General features: G+C 69.3%; 19 protein-coding genes and 1 pseudogene. 14 read left to right on the plus strand and 6 right to left on the minus strand.

Translation table 11 applies throughout. The annotated features are described in order from the left end of the window. Window positions 1-310: 310 nt before the first annotated feature. The gene (locus FHG89_RS28600) at window positions 311-526 is read left to right on the plus strand and encodes an MbtH family protein (RefSeq protein WP_139587514.1); all 216 of its coding nucleotides are present in this window, start codon (window positions 311-313) and stop codon (window positions 524-526) included. Window positions 527-598: 72 nt separating this feature from the next. Here FHG89_RS28600 and FHG89_RS28605 read toward each other — a convergent pair whose 3' ends face one another. Genes FHG89_RS28605 through FHG89_RS28615 form a run of 3 tightly spaced genes read right to left on the minus strand, consistent with a single transcriptional unit; the run spans window position 599 to window position 5098 of the window. Then, on the minus strand, window positions 599-1828 hold the full coding sequence (locus tag FHG89_RS28605; RefSeq protein ID WP_139587515.1) for a cytochrome P450: 1230 nt from the start codon (window positions 1826-1828) through the stop codon (window positions 599-601). Beyond that, window positions 1825-2613: a thioesterase II family protein gene (locus FHG89_RS28610; RefSeq protein ID WP_139587516.1), complete on the minus strand. Its 789-nt coding sequence runs from the start codon at window positions 2611-2613 to the stop codon at window positions 1825-1827. The genes FHG89_RS28605 and FHG89_RS28610 overlap by 4 nt, the downstream gene beginning before the upstream one ends. After that, the gene (locus FHG89_RS28615) at window positions 2600-5098 is read right to left on the minus strand and encodes a non-ribosomal peptide synthetase (RefSeq protein ID WP_208761146.1); all 2499 of its coding nucleotides are present in this window, start codon (window positions 5096-5098) and stop codon (window positions 2600-2602) included. The genes FHG89_RS28610 and FHG89_RS28615 overlap by 14 nt, the downstream gene beginning before the upstream one ends. Window positions 5099-5755: 657 nt before the next feature. Between FHG89_RS28615 and FHG89_RS28620 the strand changes: the two genes are divergently transcribed. Further along, window positions 5756-6385, plus strand: a complete 630-nt coding sequence (locus FHG89_RS28620) for an ATP-dependent Clp protease proteolytic subunit (RefSeq protein ID WP_139587517.1) — start codon at window positions 5756-5758, stop codon at window positions 6383-6385. 28 nt (window positions 6386-6413) lie between these two features. After that, complete coding sequence (locus tag FHG89_RS28625) at window positions 6414-7076, plus strand: ATP-dependent Clp protease proteolytic subunit (RefSeq protein ID WP_139587518.1); 663 nt, start codon at window positions 6414-6416, stop codon at window positions 7074-7076. Window positions 7077-7360: 284 nt separating this feature from the next. Here FHG89_RS28625 and FHG89_RS28630 read toward each other — a convergent pair. Next, a pseudogene (locus tag FHG89_RS28630) lies at window positions 7361-8287 on the minus strand (SDR family NAD(P)-dependent oxidoreductase); the annotation flags it as partial. Window positions 8288-8318: 31 nt separating this feature from the next. Here FHG89_RS28630 and FHG89_RS28635 point away from each other — a divergent pair. The 3 genes from FHG89_RS28635 to FHG89_RS28645 all read left to right on the plus strand — a co-directional run bounded on the left by FHG89_RS28635 (window position 8319) and on the right by FHG89_RS28645 (window position 10288). After that, complete coding sequence (locus tag FHG89_RS28635; RefSeq protein WP_280116095.1) at window positions 8319-8498, plus strand: hypothetical protein; 180 nt, start codon at window positions 8319-8321, stop codon at window positions 8496-8498. Window positions 8499-8866: 368 nt separating this feature from the next. Then, the gene (locus FHG89_RS28640; RefSeq protein WP_139587520.1) at window positions 8867-9448 is read left to right on the plus strand and encodes a hypothetical protein; all 582 of its coding nucleotides are present in this window, start codon (window positions 8867-8869) and stop codon (window positions 9446-9448) included. Between the two features lie 225 nt (window positions 9449-9673). Beyond that, on the plus strand, window positions 9674-10288 hold the full coding sequence (locus tag FHG89_RS28645) for a lytic polysaccharide monooxygenase auxiliary activity family 9 protein (RefSeq protein ID WP_244295949.1): 615 nt from the start codon (window positions 9674-9676) through the stop codon (window positions 10286-10288). A gap of 1012 nt (window positions 10289-11300) precedes the next feature. On the opposite strand, the gene FHG89_RS28655 is transcribed toward FHG89_RS28645, so the two are convergent. After that, window positions 11301-12074, minus strand: a complete 774-nt coding sequence (locus FHG89_RS28655; RefSeq protein ID WP_139587522.1) for a hypothetical protein — start codon at window positions 12072-12074, stop codon at window positions 11301-11303. Window positions 12075-12536: 462 nt separating this feature from the next. Between FHG89_RS28655 and FHG89_RS28660 the strand changes: the two genes are divergently transcribed. After that, window positions 12537-12692: an ATP-binding domain-containing protein gene (locus tag FHG89_RS28660; protein WP_425280232.1), complete on the plus strand. Its 156-nt coding sequence runs from the start codon at window positions 12537-12539 to the stop codon at window positions 12690-12692. 55 nt (window positions 12693-12747) lie between these two features. Here FHG89_RS28660 and FHG89_RS28665 read toward each other — a convergent pair whose 3' ends face one another. Then, the gene (locus FHG89_RS28665) at window positions 12748-14106 is read right to left on the minus strand and encodes a glycoside hydrolase family protein (RefSeq protein ID WP_208761148.1); all 1359 of its coding nucleotides are present in this window, start codon (window positions 14104-14106) and stop codon (window positions 12748-12750) included. A 353-nt stretch (window positions 14107-14459) separates the two neighbouring features. On the opposite strand from FHG89_RS28665, the gene FHG89_RS28670 reads away from it, so the two are divergent. The 7 genes from FHG89_RS28670 to FHG89_RS28700 are packed head-to-tail and all read left to right on the plus strand — an operon-like array spanning window position 14460 to window position 21856. Continuing rightward, complete coding sequence (locus FHG89_RS28670) at window positions 14460-15506, plus strand: LacI family DNA-binding transcriptional regulator (RefSeq protein ID WP_139587523.1); 1047 nt, start codon at window positions 14460-14462, stop codon at window positions 15504-15506. Window positions 15507-15545: 39 nt separating this feature from the next. Next, on the plus strand, window positions 15546-17141 hold the full coding sequence (locus FHG89_RS28675; protein ID WP_139587524.1) for an FAD-dependent oxidoreductase: 1596 nt from the start codon (window positions 15546-15548) through the stop codon (window positions 17139-17141). Window positions 17142-17166: 25 nt separating this feature from the next. Next, entirely contained in the window at window positions 17167-18450 is a 1284-nt protein-coding gene (locus tag FHG89_RS28680; RefSeq protein ID WP_139587525.1) for an ABC transporter substrate-binding protein, read from the plus strand. A gap of 11 nt (window positions 18451-18461) precedes the next feature. Continuing rightward, complete coding sequence (locus FHG89_RS28685) at window positions 18462-19409, plus strand: carbohydrate ABC transporter permease (protein WP_139587526.1); 948 nt, start codon at window positions 18462-18464, stop codon at window positions 19407-19409. Next, window positions 19399-20241 (plus strand): carbohydrate ABC transporter permease, encoded by an 843-nt coding sequence (locus FHG89_RS28690; RefSeq protein WP_089021463.1) that lies wholly within the window; start codon window positions 19399-19401, stop codon window positions 20239-20241. The genes FHG89_RS28685 and FHG89_RS28690 overlap by 11 nt, the downstream gene beginning before the upstream one ends. After that, window positions 20238-21125, plus strand: a complete 888-nt coding sequence (locus FHG89_RS28695) for an ROK family protein (protein WP_139587527.1) — start codon at window positions 20238-20240, stop codon at window positions 21123-21125. Before FHG89_RS28690 ends, FHG89_RS28695 begins: the two co-directional genes overlap by 4 nt. 23 nt (window positions 21126-21148) lie before the next feature. Next, a complete protein-coding gene (locus FHG89_RS28700; RefSeq protein ID WP_139587528.1) occupies window positions 21149-21856 on the plus strand; it encodes an N-acetylmannosamine-6-phosphate 2-epimerase in 708 nt (235 codons plus the stop codon). Window positions 21857-21858 lie beyond the last annotated feature (2 nt).

The following is a 21858-nucleotide window of genomic DNA, read 5'->3' on the forward strand; positions in this document are numbered from 1 at the left end:
GGCAGAAGACCAGCTCAACGCTTAGGCCACGCCGGCTCCCGTCTCGCCGGCGAGACACGAGCGACATCTGCGCGGTCCGGACCGGGGGCCTGCTATTGCCGAAGCGGCCGACGGCAGCATTCGAAATTGTTCGGCCATACGTTGACACGACCCATCACCCCCCCGTTCAATGGAACAGCAAAACAAAATGCGACCACCCACCGGATCGGGGTGGATTACACTACTCACCGCCCATCCGGCTCGTCCCGCTTGTCGCGGCCGAATTCGTCCGGCGCGTCACCGCACTCGTCCCATTACAAGGAGATACGCGATGACCAATCCTTTCGATCGTGACGATGCGATCTACCTCGTGCTCGTCAACGACGAGGGCCAGCATTCGCTCTGGCCCGACTTCATCGACGTACCTGCCGGGTGGACCGTCTCGTTCGGCCCGGAGCCTCGCCAGGCATGCCTCGACTATGTCGAGCAGAACTGGACCGACATGCGGCCGGCCAGCCTGGTCCGCGCCATGAGCGAGTCGCAGTGACACTGGTCGACGATGCTGACGGCGGTCAGGCCGGTTGACCTGACGCAGTCGATCTTCTGGTCGATACCGCGATCAGGCTGCGGCTCGCCGCAGCCTGATCGGCATGTGTTCGACACCGCCGATCAGATTCGACCGCATCCGCCGCACCTCGCCGGTGAGTTCCGGCAGCTCCACCCGACGCAGCATCTCGTCGAAGAAGATGGTCAGCTCGGTGGTGGCCAGCGCCGAGCCGATGCAGTAGTGCGCGCCGTGGGCGAAGGTCAGGTGTCGGTTCGGGGATCGCTCGATGTCGAAGAGATCCGGATCGGGGAAGAGCCTCTCGTCGCGGTTCGCCGACGACAGCCAGAGCGTCACCATGTCCCCGGCCCTGATCTGCCGGCCGCCGAGCTCGGTGTCACGGGCTGCGGTCCGCAGCACATGCATGGCCGGGGTGCTGTAGCGCAGGATCTCGCGTATCGCGCCCGGTAGCAGCGAGCGGTCCGCCCGCACCCGATGCCATTGCTCCGGATTCCGGATGAAGGCGAGCAGACCCTTGATGGTGGCGTGTCGGGTGGTCTCGTTGCCGCCGGACACCAGCCCGTTGCAATTGAGGATGATCTCCTCGTTGGTAAGCGGCCGATCGTCGATCGAGCCGTGCACCAGGGCGCTGATGATGTCTTCCTGGCGCTGCTCACGGCGCTGCCGCATCAGCTCGTCGTAGTAGAGGAAGATCTCGGTGTGCGCGGCTGCGGCCAGTTCCGCATCGGCCGTCGAGGCACCGACACCGAACGCCGCCTTGGTCTGCTTCAGCATGAAGTCCCAGCCCTCGCGGGGCACCCCCAGCATGTCGCAGATGACCGAGACCGGAAGCCGGGCGGCGACCTCGGCGAAGTCGCACTCGCCCTGGTCAAGGGCGGTCTCGATGATGTCGATCGCAGTGCTGCGCATGTTCGTCTCGAGCCGCTGGACCATTTTGGGGGTGAATCCATTGCTCACGATCCGGCGGATCTTGCCGTGTCGTGGCGGATCGGTGATGACCATCATCTTCCCGGTCGCGGCGGCAGTGGCGACCGGGTCGGCGTCCAGGCGCATGCCCCCGGTCGAGCTGAACGTCTGTGCGTCGGCGAGCGCCCGGGAGACCAGGTCGTAGCTGAGCACTGCCCAGAACGAGGGCTTTCCGTCGCGATCCACCCGATGCACCGGTGCTGCGGCGCGCAGACCGTCCAGGATGGCAGTCGCCCTGTCGTCGCGGTACAGCGTGGGATCCGACAGGTCGGGAACGGGAGCGGTTGGCGCGGGGCCGTCCTCGGTCGTACCGATCATTTCTGGTCCACCAATCCGAACCCCAGCCGGTCGGCCAGTGCTCTCACCAGCTCTTCGCGCTGCTCCTGCAGGTAGAAGTGACCGCCCGGGAACACCCGGAGGTACGGGGCCGTGGCGACGAGATCGGCCCAGCGCCGCAGCATCGGCACCTCGACGCCGGGATCTTCGGAACCGCCGAACACGGTCACCGGCACCCGGAGCGCCTCCCGCTCGACGTACTCGTACGTCTCGCAGGCGGTGAAGTCGGCCCGCAGCACCGGCAGCAACAGATCCAGGAGCTCGGGAAGCTCGACGAGGTCCGCCGGGGTGCCCTCGAGGCCGACGATGTGCGCCATGAACTCCTGGTCGGGCAGCAGGCGCACACCGGCCGGCCGGGTAAGGTGCGGCGGCGCGAACCCGGAGAGCGCCAGGTGCTGCGGCGGCACGCCACGCGCGCCGAGTTCGTAGGTCAGTTCGTACGAGAGCAGCGCGCCCATGCTGTGGCCGAAGAACGCGAACGGAACGTCCCCGGCTCGGTGCAGGATCGGTTCGGTGAGCCGTTCCGTCAGGCGCCGGATCGACAGTTCGCACGGCTCGTTGAACCGGCCCTCGCGGCCGGGCAGCTGCACCGGCACGACCTCGACCCGAGGGTCCAGCAGCTTCTGCCAATCCCGGTAGGCCGACGCGCCGCCGCCGCCGTGATGCAGGCAGAACAAGCGCAGTTCGGGCTTGCCTGTCAGCGGGGCGATCGGGAACCACGCGGACAGTTCGCCGGGCCGGAGCCCGGTCTCGCTAACGCTGTCCACTGTCGCCGATTTCTTCGATCATGCCGGTGATGGTGGGCTTCCGGTAGAGCGCCGCGGCCGGCACGGTGATCCCGAGCTCGCGCTGCACGGTGGCGAGAAGCCGTGCGGCGACCAGCGAATAGCCACCGAGGCCGAAGAAGTCGTCCTCGACGCCGACGGGCTCGACGCCGAGAACGTCGCCCCAGAGCTCGGCGAGGCGCCGCTCCAGCGCCGTCCGGGGCGCGACGAACGTGGTGGACAACGCGCGCGGCAGTCGATGCACGGCGGGCAGTGCCCGGCGATCGAGCTTGCCGTTGCGATTGAGCGGCAGATCCGGGTAGGCGAGGACGGCCCACGGAACCATGTACGGGGGCAGCACCTGTCGCAACGCTGCCAGTAGACGGGAGCCGCGCTCGGTCGGGTCGGGCGCGGACGGATCGCCGTCCGCCACCACGTAGGCCAACAGGCGCTTACCCCCGACTCCGTCCTCCTGCGGGACGATCACGCCCGCGCGCACCCCAGGCATGGCGCTCAGGACCGCCTCCACGTGGCCGATCTCGACCCGGAACCCTCGGATCTTGACCTGTTGGTCGGCCCGGCCGACGAACTCCAGCACCCCGTCGGACCGCCGGCGGACCAGGTCTCCCGTGCGGTACATGCGGGCACCGGGCTCGCCGGACGGGTCGGCGACGAACCGCTCCGCGGTCGCTCCCGGTCGGCCGATGAAGCCGCGAGCCAGACCGGGGCCGCTCGCGTAGAGCTCCCCGCACACGCCGACCGGGACCGGACGCAGCGCGGCGTCCAAGACGGCGATGCGCGTTCCGTTGATGGGCGTGCCGATGGGCACGACCCCGTCCTCCAGCCGGCCGCGGACGCTCCAACACGTGGTGTAGGACGTGTTCTCGGTCGGCCCGTAGCCGTTGGTGAACGTCACGTCCGGGTACGCGTCCAGCAACCGCGCAACGTGCCCGGGCGAGGCGACATCTCCGCCGCTGAGCACGTGCCGCACGGTGCGGAAGCAGTCCAGATGCGAGCCGACCATCTGATTGAACAGTCCGGTCGTCAGCAGCAGGACTGTTACACCCTGGGCGGTGATTTCGCGGGCGAGCCGCTCGAAGTCACCCGCGTCCCCGGCCAGCACGGCAAGCCGGGCACCGTTGAGCAGGGGACCCCAGATCTCGATGGTCGAGGCGTCGAACGCGACCGGCGCCAGCTGGAGAATGACGTCATCCGGGCCGATCTCAACCCAGTCCGGGCCGCGCAGCAGCCGGGCGACGGCGCGATGCGGCACGCCGACCGCCTTCGGCTCACCTGTGGAACCCGAGGTGCAGCTGACGTAGGCCAGGTGGTCGGGGGTGACGAGCGGTCGGTCGAACGCCGGCAGCCTCCCGGAGGCGGCGTCTGTCAGCTCGCCGGCCTCGACGACGACGACGGCGTCCTCGACCTGGTCCCGCCGGTCCTTCTCGACCACGGCGAGCCGCGCGCCAGCCAGTCTCAGGAGCTGCGCGCAGCGGGACGGGGGGTCGCCGGCTTCCACGGCGAGATAGGCGGCCCCTGCCTTCAACACGGCGAGCAGCATGACGACCAGATCAGCCGAGCGTTGGTGGGCGATGCCGACCACGTCGCCCGGCCGCACACCGCGGACGCACAGCGCAGCGGCCATTCGGTCGGACCGGTCGTCCAGGTCGCGGTAGCTGAGGGTGTCCGTACCGCACACCACGGCCGGGGCGTGCGGGCGCAGCCTGACCTGGTCGCCTACCAGGTCAGGCAGGCTACGAGCCGCCTCGGCGGACCGGCCTGTGCCGTTCAGAGCGGTGACGGCCGCCTCTTCCTCCGGCTCCAGCAGCGGAAGGACGGAGATCCTGGTGCCGCCGTCGCGGGCACCCGACCGTTCCGCCTTCTCAAGTTGCCTGCAGAGGTCCGCAGCGGTGGTCCCGTCGTCGCCCCCGAGGGTGGCGGCGAAACGGACTCGTCGGTCTCGGCCGACAGTGGCGCGGACTACCGGCATCGACGCGTCTGCGGCAGCGGGAAGGTCCCCGTCCTTCGGCGCGACGTCGAATTCCTGTTCGATGAAGTCGAAGTGGACGTCCGGATCGCCGCCGTCGGACTCCGCGATCGTGACGTCGGAGTCCGCGAGGTGGTCGAGCGAGTTGCCGAGGCGCTCGGCGAGCAGGGAGAAGGCGGGATCGTCGGCGAGATCGGCCACCACGCGCCCCGAGAGCCCGTCGCCGCTGGCCGAAATCCTACATCGAACGATGACGCGGTCGTTCCCGCTGCGTCGATGAAAAACTGCGACTACGGCCGCGAGCGATGCTCGCAGCAAAGGAAGCGAATTGGTACGTAGAACGTCGTCAGGTCTCAGTGCATAAGCTTCTTCAGTGCTCAAGGGAAATGGCCTCCCGATTCGAGCAGTAGGCACAGACGTGTTCGCCCGCCAAGCTGATGCCAGGAGAGGAGATGCCGGTGGCAGGCGGTGCCCAGGATGGGCGAGGTGGCCGCGAGCCACTGAGGCGACTCTATCCCCCTCGGCGTGGCACAGGGCGTCCAAAACCCTGGTGGTACAGCCGTGACAGCTTCGACTCCGCGGTGGACACGCATTGAGCACCGTGCACTCGGATAGTCACCATCTCTCGCCCTGGAATCTGGGCCACCGGGACAGGATCGAGTTACCTGAGACGGGTCATCTGGCTATCGTGCGGGCGCCCTGCCGAACAGGGGTGTCCCGCCGGCGGGACAGCCGCTCGAGTTCGGCGGCCGGCACCGACGCCACACCGCAACGACATCGTGCGGGCCGACATCGACCAGGCCGAGCTCCTCGATCTCGTCACTTCCCCTGGCCCGGGCAACTCACCCCGGCCGAGGAGGGCTGGGTCATCTGGCGTCGGCTCCGGCGCCGGACTGAGGTCTACCGACGTCAGTCTACTGTCCGGCGGCAGGCAGTCGACCGAACCTGAGGCACGGCCTGGCCGGCGACTGTGGAGCCTCACGCTACGCAACGGCCAGCACCAATGTCGAGGTACGTGCGGCTGGTACGTACGTCGTCAGCGATCGCCTGCCTGGGCGGGAGGTTGATGCGCATTCGACCGGTTAGGTTGAACGGGACGACGCACAGCCGGCCAGGCCGATTTCTCCGGTCGGCACAGCAAGTTCGCGAAGGGCTGCCATGACCGATCTGCACATTCCCGCGAACTCCCTTCTGCAGGGCGACACTCTCGGTGGCAACCTCGACGACGCAATATTCGATCGCCTGCTGCGCGAGCGGATCATCTTCCTCGGCAGTGAGGTGACCGACCAGGTCGCCAACCGCATCTGCGCGCAGCTGCTCCTTCTTGCCGCGGAGAGCCCTGAGCGCGACATCAACCTCTGGATCAACTCGCCGGGCGGCTCGGTCTACTCTGGCATGGCGATCTACGACACCATGCAGTACATCGACAACGACATCCAGACCGTCGCGATGGGCATTGCCGCGTCGATGGGCCAGCTACTGCTCTGCGCCGGCACGGCCGGCAAGCGTTTCGCCCTGCCGAACGCCTGCATCATGATGCACCAGCCATCCGGCCGCGTGGGTGGCACGGCGTCCGACGTCACGATCCAGGCTGAGCAGATGCTGTACACCAAGCTCCTGTTCCAGGAGCAGGTGGCATTCCACACCGGCCAGAGCCAGGCGCAGATCGAGGCCGACTCGGAGCGCGACCGCTGGTTCACGGCACAGGAAGCCAAAGAATACGGCTTCATCGATAAGGTGATCACCGGGGCCGCGCAGGTTCCCGAGAGCGCCGGACCGCTCAACTGACCGGAACGCTTGACTGAGGAGCCGAACAATGACTGACCTGACCATGCCTCCCAGGTTCGCGCCGGTGCACAACCGCTACGTGATGCCGTCGTTCGTCGAGCGCACGTCGTACGGCGTCAAGGAGTCGAATCCCTACAACAAGCTCTTCGAGGACCGGATCATCTTCCTCGGGGTGCAGGTCGACGACGCGTCGGCAAACGACGTGATGGCCCAGCTGCTCACGCTGGAGGGCACCGACCCGGACCGCGACATCCTGATGTACATCAACTCGCCCGGCGGCTCGTTCACGGCCATGACGGCGATCTACGACACCATGCAGTACGTGCGCCCCGACATCTCGACGGTCTGCCTCGGGCAGGCCGCCAGCGCGGCGGCGGTGCTGCTCGCCGCCGGAACGGCGGGCAAGCGCATGGCGCTTTCGCACTCGCGGGTGCTGATCCATCAGCCATCCGTTGACGGTGGTTACGGCCAGGGCTCCGACATCGAGATCCAGGCGCGCGAGATCCTGCGGATGCGCACCCAGATGGAGGAGATGCTGTCCCGCCACTCCGGCCGGCCCATCGAGACCGTCCACAAGGACGTCGATCGCGACAAGATCATGACTGCCCAGGAAGCGAAGGAGTACGGCCTGGTAGACGTGCTCCTGAGCTCGCGCAAGAAGAGTCAGAAGGTTGTCGGCGCGAGCAGCTGAGGGGTCAGCACGTCCCCGCCGGTCTCGCGGGCGCCAGCGAGGCTGAGCGCTCCGTGGAGTCGATCGGTGCGTGTGGCGGCGGACATCTCGATCCAGCACGCCAGGACGGCGCCGATCGCGTGGGGCCGAGGCGGAGCGGCACCTGGATGGCGTGGGCCGCTCCCCGCACGGTGACGGAGCGGATGGCCGCCCTCGAGACGGAGTGCGAGTGTCTCGCCACTCTCGACGCCACTCGATGCCAGCGCGACGAGCCGGCGCCTCTCAACGCGGTTACATCGTGATGGCCGATCCGGAGGGGAACGAGTTCTGCTCGGACCGGACGACGGGAACGTCACCCCGGTGAGGTCTTCGGAGACGGCCCACAGCCGCTGCTGGACGGCCACCTCGTACGACTCGGGGCTGGAGGTGACGAGCCGGGGGTGGCGCTTGACCTCGCCGCGTCCGCCGGGACCGTAGTACTGGCCGCCGAGCGCGGCGGGGTCGGTGGCGGCGCGCGGGGTCGGCAGCGCGCCCATCGCCGGCGCCTGGCCGACCAGCGGCGCGAGCCAGGTCAGCGGAAGCCGGAGGAGGGCCGGGACGTTGCGGGCGAGTTCGGTGCTGGAGATACCGGGGTGCGCGGCCACCGCGACGGTGGTGCCGTGTGTGGCCAGTCGGCGTTGGAGCTCGTACGTGAACGTCAGGTTGACCAGCTTGGCCTGACCGTAGGCGCCGACCCGGCTGTACGACCGCTCCCACTGCAGGTCGTCGAATCGGATCGCGGCCTGGATGCGGTGGCCGGTGCTGCTGACCGTCACCACGCGTGAGCCGGGCACCGGCAGCATCAGGTCCAGCAGCAGCCCGGTGAGCGCGAAGTGGCCGAGGTGGTTGGTGCCGAACTGCATCTCGAAGCCGTCCGGGGTGTTCTGCTTCGGGGTGTACATCACCCCGGCGTTGTTGATCAGCAGGTCGAGCCGGGACCGCAGCGCCGCCGCGGCGGTACGGACGGAGTCGAGCGAGGTCAGGTCCAGCTCCTGCACGGTCACGTCGCCGGTCATGCGGGCCGCGGCCCGTTCGCCCTTCTCGACATTGCGTACGGCGAGCACCACTGACGCTCCTCGCTCGGCGAGCGCCTTGGCCGTCTCGTACCCCAGGCCGGTGTTGTTGGCGCCCGTCACCACTGCCACCCGTCCGCGCTGGTCCGGGATGTTCGCCGTCGTCCACTTGTGGCTCATGCTCTACCCCTAACTGGGCGAGAACGCGACACTGTTCAGCCTGCAGACCATGGTGATGGCCGGGGCGGTGTCGGCGTACAGCACACCCCCGCCCAGCCTGCAGGCCGCCTACCAGGCCGAACCGGAACTGGCCCGCTTCCACCTGGAACTCAGGGACTACTTGAGGCAGGCCCTGACCGCGACCCTCCTGGGCGTGCCACCCCGCCACTGACCTGCGTCGCATCGGGCAGACCACGACGACCGAGAGCGTGGCCGGACCCAATCCACGCTGATGGTCATCGATGTTGCCAGAGCGGGTCCAAACGTGTTGGAATGGCTCACATCGCCGCAGCGCGGGGGCAACCGCGCTGAGAACGGCCAGCACGGGAGCATCGCAGCACCGGCAGCGTGCCGCCTTTGGCAGGCACCCGCATGCCGCATCGCCGGGCCACCTCCATGACGACGGGCAGACATCCACGCCCGCGTCCGTGTCCCCGGTACGTGCCCCCGACGGCCGACGCGCTCGACGTCCGACCCTCCCCGGGGCGCCCGATCCGGTCTGCCAGCGCACCAGAACCGGCGACGAGGTGAGAAGCAGTCATGATTTCCCGAGAGAGTCTCGCGGGTTGGTACCGGACCCGTTTCGTGGGAGTGGCGGTGATCCTGCTGGCGGTGTCGGCCGGCGCGATCGTGCTGCTCAACCGGGCCGGCCCGGAGACGGATCCGGCGGATCTGCAGGGGCAGATCACGAGCCGGATGCGCAGCACGCTCGAACAGGCGGACCCGGGGCAGCACAACCACGCCGGGCACGGCGCCCAGCAGGTGACCACCGAGGAGAAGAAGCCGCCGGTGATCTGCGGGGTCCGCGTCTACGGCTACGAGCCGGCCGGGGTCACCGCGCTCGCCGACGTGCGGACGGTCTACGGCTTCCATCTCTGCGGGGTCGCCGAGCCGAAGCGCCCCTGGGACGTGGCGGTCAAGCTGGCCGGCCCCGTGATCATGGACATGACCACAGACCCTCCGGGCATCCAGGTGGTCGAGGCGACGGCCGACGTCAGGTTCGTCGACCGGCTGCGGGAGATGTTCCCGGACAGGTACGAGGAGCTGGCGCTCAAGGAGGCGCTTACCGAGTCGGAGATGGCCGACCAGCGCCGCCGGTACGACGCCGCGGCCGGGTTGTGACCAGGCCGGGCGGCCGGGCGTACCCGGCGGTAATCCCGGTCAACTCGATCCACATCCGACTTTAGGTAGATCAACGTTGATATTTACCGTCATAGATGTAACAGTTGCTTGGGAGCGTTCCCAATTTGATCTGCAGTCCCGAAGAACGGAGGATGAACAGTGCGTCCACACACGTCCGATCTATCCGGCGGGCGATCCCGGTCGACCGTCCGCCAGTCCCTCCGAGTGCTCGTCCTGCTGTTCGCCATGGTGGTCGGTACGCTGCCCTGGACCAGCGCGGCCCAGGCCCACGGCACCGTCATCAACCCGGCGAGTCGCGCGTACCAGTGCTGGAAGACCTGGGGCAACCAGCACACGAACCCGGCCATGCAGCAGCAGGACCCGATGTGCTGGCGGGCGTTCCAGGCCAACCCCGACACCATGTGGAACTGGATGAGCCAGCTGCGGGACGGCCTCGCCGGCCAGTTCCAGGCCCGCACCCCGGACGGACAGCTGTGCAGCAACGCCCTCTCCAGGAACGACGCGGTGAACCAGCCCGGAGCCTGGAAGGCGACCACCGTCGGCCGCAACTTCACGGTCCAGATGTACGACCAGGCCAGCCACGGTGCTGACTACTTCCGGGTCTACGTCACCAAGCAGGGGTTCAACCCGGCCACCCAGCGGCTCGGGTGGGGCAACCTCGACCTGATCACGACGACCGGGCGATACGCGCCAGCTCAGAACATCTCGTTCAACGTATCGGTCTCCGGACGCACCGGAAGCCACGTCCTGTTCGTGATCTGGAAGGCGTCACACATGGACCAGACCTACATGTGGTGCAGCGACATCAACATCACCTGATCGGCGGGACCGACAGCCGCGACACCACTCCGGCCCAGGGCGTTGCGTCCTGGGCCGGACTGCTCTTCCGGTTGCCGCCCGTCGCCGGCCAGGCCGGTCACCCGGTAGCGGCGCGCCGAGGCCCTCGTCGCGGGCCAGTGCGATCGCCTCGGCCCGCGTGCCCACGCGCAGCTTCACCAGCAGGGTCGAGACATTGTCGCGTACCGTCTTGGGGCTCACCCCCAGGCGTTGTGCGATGCCGCGAGCACCGGTGGCAGCAGCCCGTGCGCCAGGCTGCGGGTGGCCGACAGTCCGAGCCCGATGCCACTCAACGCGGTCCGAGCCCGTCGTGCAGATCCCGCCGCAGCACTGACGCCCGGTATGTCGGAGCCCGCCGAACAGGGTCTCTGGCACCGGACCCACCCTCAATAGGTTGAGGTCAGATGCGACCCCTCGTCGAGTCGGCCCGGTGCCGCTCGACGGGCTGGACGAGGCAGCCGCGGCGGTGGAGGTGCCCCGCGTCGACGGCCTACGGGATCAGCCGCTTCGGCGGTTACCCCACTGGCGCGGGCTCTGGACCGAGCCCCGGCCGCCGAAATGCTGACCCTTTCCATGCGGTTGAGGCGACGCGACCTTGCCCTTCGCGCGTCGGGCAGCCCGATTGGCGGGAACGGCAGGCTGGTCGGTCTCGGCCGTGGTCGAGGTGTCGGCCTCCGCCGCGTTGTCGTCTCGGACGGGCTCAGGCTCCGGCATCGGTGTCTCCCTTGATTCGTGGGGCGCCCTGCGGGCCATCGACAGCCGACGGACGCGGACTACTCGGTGCCGGTGTGGGCGTCTTGACGGTATCGCAACGCCGAGGCCGTCCGATTCACGGTCTCCAGCCCGCCTGTGGCAGCCGATACGCGAGGGTCCCACCGCGCGCCCCACACCCCGCCCCGGTCGGCTGACTTCGCAAGGCTGGGTGGGCGCACTGTCAGCAGAGGTCTGCGGGCTGTGCCCGGTGCGGGCACGCGGTGGACCGTGACGAACGACGTCAGCAGCCGAGCCGCTTGGCGGAGAGAGCGATGTCGTCGACCCAGAGGTCGAATTCGCCAGGTGTGGTGCCGCCCTGATAGAGCTGCCAGCCGACCTTCACGGTGTTCACCGTCGGCAGGACGAAGGGCAGGTCGTTGCCGCCGTGTTCGGTCGTCGACGCGCTCAGTTCCGGTTTCGCCACGTCGTCGATCCACACCGTGACGCGGTTGTCCGTCGGGTCCAGTTTCCACTCGAAGCACTGCCAGGTGTCCTCGGCAACCGGGGCGGACTCCCGCCAGTTGGTCCAGTCGCCGGTCGGGCCACCGTCGGCGCCCACACCCCAGAAGATTCCGGGGACTGTGGGCGCGTACTGGCCGCCGACCGGACGGACGACCTCCGAACTGCCGGTGCCGGTCGCCTCCACAAGCGTGAAGTGCGCCCAGTCGGGGGCGGTGGGGAACGCGTCGACGCGCAGCCGCATCCGGCCGTAGAAGCGGTTACCCGGCGCGGCGAAATCGTCGACGCGCAGGAACGCCCGTCCATTGTCGACCGTGTGGATGTGCAACACCTGGTTGCCGTGGCGGGCACGTTCGACGGTGAGCGTGCCGTTGCGGGTGTCGACGCCCCAGTCCAACGTGCTGGCGCCGCCACGCGGCAACCGCTCGAAGTCTTCACAGAAGAGCAGGTCACGGGTGCACGAGCGGTGGGAGGCACCCGACGCGACGGCCGGGACGCTGCCGGCTGTGGTGCCGAGGATCAGGGCGGCGGTGAACACCGCGAGGAAACGGCGCATGATCATCCTTCATGGCGTTGGGTCCCTACCGCGCGGGCAGGGGCCGGAACAGTGCTGTCGGACATCGCGATTCGCTGCCCACCTCGTCGCCGGTTCAGGTGCGTCGACGTGGCGTATCGGACGCCTCCGGCGCGGCGGAGAAGGAACGTCTCGTGTCGTGGGGACACGCGGCCGGGGCACGTACGGCGGACACCTGCCGTCGTCGTGGAGATGACCCGGCGGCGCGGCACGCGTCCGCCAGAGCGGCGCTCTGCCAGCACCGCGATGCTCCCGCGCTGACCCGTTCCCAGCGCGGTTGCCCCCGCGCCGCAGCGATGTTGGCCATTCCAGCACACCGGCGACCGTCCGGGCAACATCGACGACCGTCGCTGATTTGCGGACTGTCGACAAGCGAATCGTGATTCGACGAGGCCACAGTCGGCCCGCATTGCCGAACTCGTAGCGGTTCTGAGCGATGTGCCGGTGCTCACCGCGTCCCAGTCCAAGGGACTGGAATGGGACGCGGCGCTCCTCGTCGACCCGCAGGGCATCGCCGCCGAACCGCGCGGCTGGAACGGCCTCTACGTCGCGCTCACCCGATGCACCCAGGAACTCGGACAGCCGATACTCACGCGTTGATGACGATTGGGACACCGTGCTCGGACAACCGGAAGGCCGGCCGGCAGACGATCCGCTAGTCGCTGCCCTGGTCGTGGGGGACGGTGACGGTGACGGTGCAACCAACCGGCCGCCCGATCTCGTCGTGGCCGGCATACGTGAGGTGGTACACCCGGTTGCCGCCGTTCCCGGCACGTTCGGCCCGTAGCTTGCCGCTGGTGTCCGGCGCGCCGACGGCGAAGCCACTGACGTCCGTGGCGTCGCCCCCGGTCACGCTGGTCAGGGTGAACGCGTTCGGGCCGAGCACACCGTCGTGCAGGTCCACTGTGAGGTTGACGTCGACCAGCTTGTGGTTCGGTGGCCACAGGACCTGTCGGTCCGCCGCACAGTCGAGCTGCCGTACCGGCAGTGGCTCCGCCAGGGTGGCGGTGGCGTGGCCGATGGTCGCGGTGAGCCGACCGCCCGCCTCGTAGTACATGTGCGCCGTACGCCCGTCGAAGTAGAACGTCGGCGCGGCCGAGCGGCCGAGGTCGGGCGCTGCGGCCATCGAGTCGTGTACGACGCCGAGGTGGATCTCCTGGTCGAAGTCCGGCCCGACGTCGACCGCGTGCATGTTGCCGTCGGCGGCGTGGTAGATCACCAGGTTGCGGTCGTTCCAGCGCAGGAAGAACGGGCCGGAGGCGTTCGGGCCTTCGATGCCCTGCGGGGTCACGAGCGGTTCGGGCTGCATGGTCCAGGTCCGCGCGTCGTTGGAGACCGCCCAGCGGATCCGCCTCGACACCGGCCCGGTCGGTCCCGGCAGCGCGGCGGTCGGGTTGTCCATGAAGACCATCAGGTACCGGGTGCCCAGCCGGGGCACGGACTGCTCGAACACCCGGGCGTAGGAGGTCTCCCCACCGGTCGAGTCGTTCCGGCTGACCGCAGTCCCGCCGTAGTCGAAGTGGATGCCGTCGTCGGATGTCGCGTACCGGGTGATGGAGTTCTCGCCGTGGAAATAGAGGAAGAGCCTGTTCTCACCCTCGATCCACACCGCGTGCGGTGAGGAGATGTGGCTGACCGTGGCGTAGTGCGGCAGCCAGGTGTTGCCGATCAGGGGGTTCGCGGCGTACTCCGTCCACGGACCGTCTATCGAGTCGGAGTAGGCGAGGGCGATCCCGCCGGGACGCTCGTGCGGCGCGTAGTACAGGTAGTAGGCGCCGAGCGGGTTGGGGAAGTAGTCGGCGGCCCGGATGACGCTCGGGAAGATGAACTCGTTCGTCGGGTTGTAGGCGAGGGCGCCCTTGTCGAACGCGGTGCCCTGGTAGGTGAACTGGGGGAAGTCGAGCGGGGGTTCGGCGGCTGCCGGTCGGGCGCCGGCCAGGGCGGCGACGAGCAGGCCGGCGCTGGCGGCCGCCAGGACGGCGCGTCGGGACGACGGGGCGGATGGTCTCGTCATGCGGCTTCCTCTTCGGTCGGTCGGATCGGCGGCACGAACGGCGCGGTGTGACGCTCAGTAAGAACGCAGGGGACATCGATCGACGGACGCCCCTTGGCGCCGGCGAGCTAATACGTATTAGCATCTATGTTTCTCGAATGTTGCGTGACCGACGGCACTCCTGTCAAGAGGCGGCGGCAGGCCCGGGGGCGGACGGCAACCCGCCGCGAACCCCGACCGCTAATGCGCATTACTCCAGCGAGTTCACCGGCCCGAAATCTTGCGTCCACCCCTTGACACGGGGTGGACCACCGGCCAAGCTCCTTCCCAACGCCGATCGCTAATACGCATTAGCAGCACCGAAGGGACCTGACGTGACCGCTCCCCCCAGACGTGTCACCCAACGTGACATCGCGCGGATGGCTGGCGTCAGTCAGGCGACGGTGTCACTGGTGCTCAACAACCGGACCGACGCCGACGTCCGCATCGCCCCGGAGACCCGGGACCGCGTGCTGCGGGTCATCGCCGAGACCGGCTACGCCGCCGACCCCGTGGCCCGCCGCCTCGCCTCACGGTTCAACCGGATCATCGGCGTCTTCACGTACGAGCCCGCCTTCCCCAGCGGCAGCCGGGACTTCTTCCACCCGTTCCTGCTCGGCATCGAGGAGTACGCCGAGAGCGTCGGGTGCGACCTGCTGCTGTTCACCAGCGCACCGGTCATCGACGGCCGGCGACGCATCTTCCACCAGGACAACCGGCTCCGTCTGGCCGACGGGTGCATCCTGCTCGGGCGCGAGATCGACGGCGCGGAGCTGGACCGGCTCAACCGCGACGGATATCCGTACGTCGCCGTTGGGCGCCGGGACGACGCCGGCGGCCCGGTCCCCTACGTCGGCGCCGACTACGCCTCGGCGGTGGCCCAGCTCGTCGAGGTGGCGCTGCGGCACGGTCACCGCCGCCTGACGTACGTGAGCACGGGCACCACCGCGGAATCCTCCGAAGACCGGCGCCGTGGGTTCCACGCCGCCGCGGCGACCGCGGAGAGCGCCGGGCAGATGTCGGCGCTGGCCACCGAGGCCGACACCACCATCGACACCCTGCTGGCCGACGGGACCACCGTCGCCTTCGTGGAGGACTTCGCCACGGCGGTCGCGCTGGAGTCGGCCACCCGCCGGCGGGGCCTGACCGTGCCCGGCGACCTGTCGATCGTGACCCTCGGCGACCCGACGGTTCCGGTCCCCACCGACATCACGTTCACCGGGTTCCGCATCCCCCGCGAGGAGATGGGCCGCCAGTCGGTCGAGGTGCTGACCGGCGTCATCGACGGAAGCGCGGACGGTGTCCAGCAGCGACTTCTCCCCTGCGAACTCGTCGAGGGCATCACCCTCGGCACCCCTGATCCGGCGGTTGACCGGCGCTGAGCGGTCGACCGCGCAACTGGAAGGAAACACGTGGTACTCATGCGTACGGACGTCCTCGTCGTCGGGGGCGGACTGGGCGGCGTCGCCGCGGCGCTCGCCGCGGCCCGGGCCGGCCGGTCCGTCATCCTGACCGAGGAGTTCGACTGGCTCGGCGGGCAACTCACCAGCCAGGCCGTCCCCCCGGACGAGCACTCCTGGATCGAGCAGTTCGGCGCCACCGCCAGCTACCGGGAACTGCGCGACGGCATCCGCGACTACTACCGCCGCCACTACCCGCTGACCGAGCGGTCGCGGGCCTGGACCGACCTCAACCCCGGTGCGGGTTGGGTGAGCCGGCTCTGCCACGAGCCGCGGGTGGCTGTCGCCGTTCTCGACCAGATGCTCGCCCCATACCTCGGTTCGGGCCGGCTTCGGGTGCTCCAGCCGTACCGGCCGGTGGCCGCGGAGACCGACGGGGACCGGGTGACCGGCGTGACCCTCGCGCACCGCGACCGGGACCAGCGGATCGACGTCGTCGCGCCGTACATCCTGGACGCCACGGAGACCGGAGAGCTGCTGCCGCTGACCGGCACCGAGTACGTCACCGGGTTCGAGTCGCAGGCGGAGACGGGTGAGCCGAGCGCCCCGGCCGAGGCCCAGCCAATGAACATGCAGGCGGTGTCCGTCTGCTTCGCCCTGGACCACGTCGACGGTGACCACACCATCGACCGTCCCGCGGGGTACGACTTCTGGCGCGACTACAAGCCCGACTTCTGGGGTGACCGGCTGCTGTCCTGGAAGTCGCCGCACCCGCGCACGCTGGAGATCGTCGAGCGCAGCTTCACCCCCAACCCGGACGACGACCCGTTGAGCGTCAACGCCGACCAACGCGTCAACCCCGGCGACGGCAACCTGTGGACGTTCCGCCGGATCGCCGCGCGGCGCAACTTCACCGACGGCGCGTACGGCAGCGACATCACGCTTGTCAACTGGCCGATGATCGACTACTTCGAGGGACCGGTCATCGACGTGCCGAACGCGTCGTGGCACCTGTCCAAGGCCCGCGAGCTGTCGTACTCGGTGCTCTACTGGATGCAGACGGAGGCGCCCCGACCGGACGGCGGCACCGGCTTCCCGGGCCTGCGGCTGCGCGGCGACGTGACAGGCAGCGCGGACGGCCTGGCCCAGGCCCCGTACATCCGCGAGTCCCGCCGGATCCGGGCCGAGTACACAGTGGCCGAGCAGGACCTGTCCCTGGCGGTCCGGGGCAACCACGGCGCGGTCAGCTACCCGGACGCGGTGGGCGTGGGCATGTACCGGATCGACCTGCACCCGTCGACCGGCGGCGACAACTACATCGACGTCGGCTCCTGCCCGTTCGAGATCCCGCTCGGCGCGCTGATCCCGCAGCGGATGGAGAACCTGCTGCCGGCCGGCAAGAACATCGGCACCACCCACATCACCAATGGCAGCTACCGGCTGCACCCGGTCGAGTGGAACGTCGGCGAGGTCGCCGGCCTGCTCGCCGACTTCTGTCTGGCGCGGGGCGAGTCCCCGCGTGCGGTCCGCAACACCCCCCGTCTGCTGGCTGAATTCCAGGACCGCCTCACCGCGGCCGGCGTGGAACAGCGCTGGCCGCAGATCGCGGGCTACTGAACACACCCCCGGTAAGGAGAACATTGTGAGAGCAGGAAAGGCCCTGCGCGGCGTCGCCGTGGCACTGGCCGGCGCGCTCGCCCTGACCGCCTGCGGCGGCGGTGGCGACGCCGACGACAGCGGCCCCGCGAAGCTGCGGATGACCGTCTGGTCGGCCAACGAGGCGCACCTCAAGCTGTTCAACGAGATCGCTGAGGAGTACCGCAAGAGCCACCCGGACGTGGCCGAGATCAAGTTCGATCCGCTGCCGTTCGACACCTACACCACGACCCTGACCACACAGATCGCCGGCGGGAACGCGCCCGACCTCGCGTGGGTGTTCGAGAACTCCGCCCCGGACTTCGTCGCCTCGGGCGCGCTGCTGCCCCTCGACGACACGCTCAAGAAGGCTGAGGGTTACCAGTACGAGGACATCTCCCCCGCCACCCTCAAGCTCTGGCAGAACGAGGGGAAGCTGTATGCGTACCCCTTCTCCACCTCGCCGTTCGGGGTCTTCGTCAACACCGACATGCTCAAGAAGGCCGGGCAGAAGACCCCGGCCGAGCTGATCGCGGCCGGTCAGTGGACCTGGGACAACGCCCTGGCCACCGCCGCGGCGACGGCGGTCAAGTCCGGCAAGGCCGGCCTGGTCATTCGGGACTTCGACTACAAGGGCTGGGACAACCTGTCCACATTCTGGACCGGATGGGGAGCCCAGGCGTGGAGCGAGGACGGCAAGACCTGCGGCTTCAACAGCCCGGAGATGGTCGACGCGATGACCACCCTGCACAAGGCCACCTTCACTCAGAAGGCGCTGCCCGGCCCGGGCACGACAGCCGACTTCTTCGCCGGTGACTCGGCCATGACGATCACCCAGATCTCCCGCGCCTCGCTGCTCAAGGACGGCGGCTTCGGGTGGGACCTGGTGCCGCTGCCCGCCGGGCCGAAGGGGAACTACGCGGTGGTCGGCCAGGCCGGCGTCGGGGTGATGAAGAAGAGCCCGCACGCCAAGCAGGCAGCCGACTTCCTGGCCTTCCTCACCAACCCCACGAACTCGGCGAAGCTCGCCCAGTTCTTCCCGCCGCCCCGCCAGTCGCAGCTGACCGCCGAGACCCTCGCCAAGACGAACCCGCAGCTCAAGCCGGAGCAGCTGCAGAAGGTCGTCATCGACGGCATCACCAGCGGCGTGGTCAAGCCCAGCCACTCCGGACAGGCCGAGCTGAGCCAGCAGGTCCGCGCCGGCCTCGACCCGCTGTGGCAGCCGAACGCGGACGTCAAGGCCGTACTCGACGGCGTCTGCGCCAAGATCCAGCCGCTGCTGGCGAAGTAAGGCCAACGATCATGACCCAGACGGACACCAGGGTGGGCTCGGCTGCTGCCGGGCCCGCCCCGGGCCCGGCCCGGCCGTTCTGGACCAGCCGCCGCCGGGACCAACTCGCCGGTTATGCGTTCATCGCCCCGCAACTGCTCGGCAGCGTCGTCTTCGTGATCCTGCCGCTGATCCTCGTGCTCTGGTACAGCCTGCACGAGTGGAACGTGCTCGCCGGGACCTTCGAATTCGTGGGCACCGACAACTACAGGGCTCTCGCCGATGATCCCAACCTCGGCGCGGTACTGCGCGCCACCGGGCTGTTCTCGATCGGCCTGGTAGTGGTCAACCTCGGCCTGGCCCTGCTGCTGGCCGTCCTGCTCAACCAGAGGCTGCGGGGCACGATCCTGTTCCGCACGCTGTTCTTCTCCCCCGTGGTGGTCTCGCTGGTCGCCTGGACCATCGTCTGGGGTTTCCTGCTTCAGGACAACGGCGGGATCAACGGGCTGCTCGACACCGTCGGCGTGCACGGGCCGAACTGGCTGCGCGGCGAGGGCACCGCGATGGTGTCCGTGATCGTCGTGCAGGTGTTCAAGAACGTCGGCCTGAACATGGTGCTGTTCCTGGCCGCCCTGCAGGGCGTGCCGGCCGAACTGTACGAGGCCGCGGAGGTGGACGGGGCGAGCCGGATGCGCCAGTTCTGGCGGATCACCGTACCGCTGATCAGCCCGACGATCCTGCTGACCTCGATCATCACCGTGGTCGGGTCGCTGCAGGTCTTCGCGCAGATCGCGGTGCTCACCCAGGGCGGACCCGGCACGTCGACGACCGTGCTCGTCTACTACCTGTACCAGCAGGCCTTCCAGTTCCATCACTTCGGCTACGGAGCCACGCTGTCGATCCTGCTGTTCGTCATCGTGCTCGCCCTCACCGTGCTGCAGTGGCAGATGCGCAAGAGGTGGGTCTTCCATGAATCGTGACCTGTCCCGACGGACCAAGCTGGTGCTCTACGGGGTGCTGCTGGTCCTGGCGATCCCGTTCGTCTTCCCGACCTGGTGGATGGTCACCTCGTCGCTGAAGCCGGTGGCGGACATCTTCGCCTTCCCGCCGAAGCTCCTGCCGACCAACCCGCGGTTCGACGCCTACCAGCGGGTGTTCGAGTTGCAGCCGTTCGGGCAGCAGTACCTGAACAGCCTCTACATCGCGCTGGTCGTCACGGTCGGCACCATGGCCGTGTCGGCGCTGGCCGGATACGCCTTCGCGCGCATCCGGTTCCGGGGCCAGAACGTGTTGTTCCTGGTCGTCCTCGCGGGCCTGCTCATTCCCAGCGAGGTGACGATCGTGCCGCTGTTCCAGATGTTCTTCAAACTCGGTCTGGTCAACACCCACTGGCCGCTGATCCTGGTGCCGATCTTCGGCGCGCCGAGCGTCCTGGCGACGTTCATCATGCGGCAGTTCTTCATCAGCCTCCCCGGTGAGCTGGAGGAGGCCGCCCGGGTCGACGGGCTGGGCCGCCTCGCCACCTTCTGGCGGATCGCCCTGCCGCTGTCGCGGCCGGCGCTGGGCGCGGTGGCCATCTTCACCTTCCTGCACAGCTGGAACCTCTACCTGGAACCGATCGTGTTCCTCTCCTCTCCGGAGAAGTTCACCCTGCCCCAGGCGCTCACCCAGTTCGTCGACGCCTACGGCGGTCCCATGTGGGACGTCCAGATGGCCGCGGCGTCAATGACCGCGCTGCCTGTCCTGGTGGTCTTCGTCATCGCGCAGAAGCAGTTCGTCGAGGGCCTCGCGCACACCGGCCTCAAGGGATGACGACACCGGTTGTCGGCATCGACATCGGTGGCACCAAGACGGCGGCCGCGCTCGTCGACCGGGCCGGGCGGGTGCTGGAGCGCCGCGAGGCGCCAACGCCCGCCCGGTCCGGGCCCGAGGCGGTGCTGGACGCCGCCGCCCGGCTGGCCGCCGACCTGCTCGGCGCGACCACCGGGCCGGTGGGCGTGGGCACCGCCGGGACTGTCGATCCGGCGACCGGCGGCATCCGGTACGCCACCGACAGCCTGCCCGGCTGGACGGGCACCCCGGTCGCCGACGCGCTGGCCGCCCGGCTGGGTCGAGGAGTGCGGGTCACCAACGACGTGAACGCCGCCGCGCTGGGCGAGTGCTGGGCCGGCGCCGGACAGGACCGCGCCGATGTGCTGCTGGTGGCCGTCGGCACCGGGCTGGGCGGGGCGATCGTCCGGCACGGCCGGGTCGAGGCCGGCGCCCGCGGGGCAGCCGGCGAGGTCGGGCACCTGCCGGCCCCGGGCGCCGAACGGCTGCGGTGCGGGTGCGGCCGGTACGGGCACCTGGAGGCGATCGCCTCCGGCAGCGGGCTGGCCGCCGCGTACCTGATCGAGACCGGCGCCCACGTCACCGGACGGACCGTGGCGCAGCGCGCCGCAGCCGGAGACGGGGTCGCCCAGCGGGTCGTGGAGCGGGCGGGAGCCGTCCTCGGCGCGGCCCTGGCGGGGTTGGTGGCGCTGCTCGACCCGGACGCCGTCCTGGTGGCCGGAGGGGCGGCCGGTTCCCTGCTGCCCTCCGCGTCGGCCGCCTACTCGGCCGAGGTGCCCGCCGGCTGGGCCGCCGTTCCACTGCTGCCCGCAACGCTTGGCGCTGACGCCGTGGTCGTCGGCGCCGCCCGACTGGCCATCGACTGACCCCACATCGAAAGGACCGACAGGTGAGCGTGCTCGACGACCTGGCCGGAGGGCTGGTGGTGTCCTGCCAACCGTTGCCCGACGACCCGGACGATCCGATGCGAGACCCGTACGTCCAGGCCCGGGTGGCGGCCGCGGTGGTACGCGGCGGCGCCGTGGCCGTCCGGGTCAACGGACCGGACGACGTCCGAGCGGTACGCCGTGCCGTCGACGTGCCGGTGATCGGGCTGTACAAGCACGGCACCGATGACGTCTTCATCACCCCGACCGCGACCCACGCGCTCGAGGTGGCGCTGGCCGGTGCGGACATCGTCGCGATCGACGCCACCGACCGCCCCCGACCGGACGGACGCGCCTTCGCCGACACGGTCCGCGCGCTCCGCGAACGGACCGACGCACTGGTCCTGGCCGACGTCTCCACCGCCGCCGAGGGCGTCGCAGCCGTCGAGGCCGGCGCGGACGCCGTCGCCACCACACTGTCCGGCTACACACCGGCCAGCGCACCGACCGACGGGCCCGACCTCGGGCTCGTGGAACGACTCGTCGCACTGCTGCCCGTGCCGGTGATCGCCGAAGGGCGCTACCGCGGCACGGAACAGGTCGGCCAGGCATTCGAGGCGGGCGCCCACGCGGTGGTGATGGGCAACGCCGTCACCTCACCGCTCTGGATCACCCGCCGACTCGTGCCGGCCACCCCCCGCGCGGCGAGCGCCCCGAAACAGAGGGAGTGAGC

This window comes from Micromonospora orduensis, assembly GCF_006228125.1.
In the GTDB taxonomy this organism is placed as follows: Bacteria; Actinomycetota; Actinomycetes; order Mycobacteriales; family Micromonosporaceae; genus Micromonospora; species Micromonospora orduensis.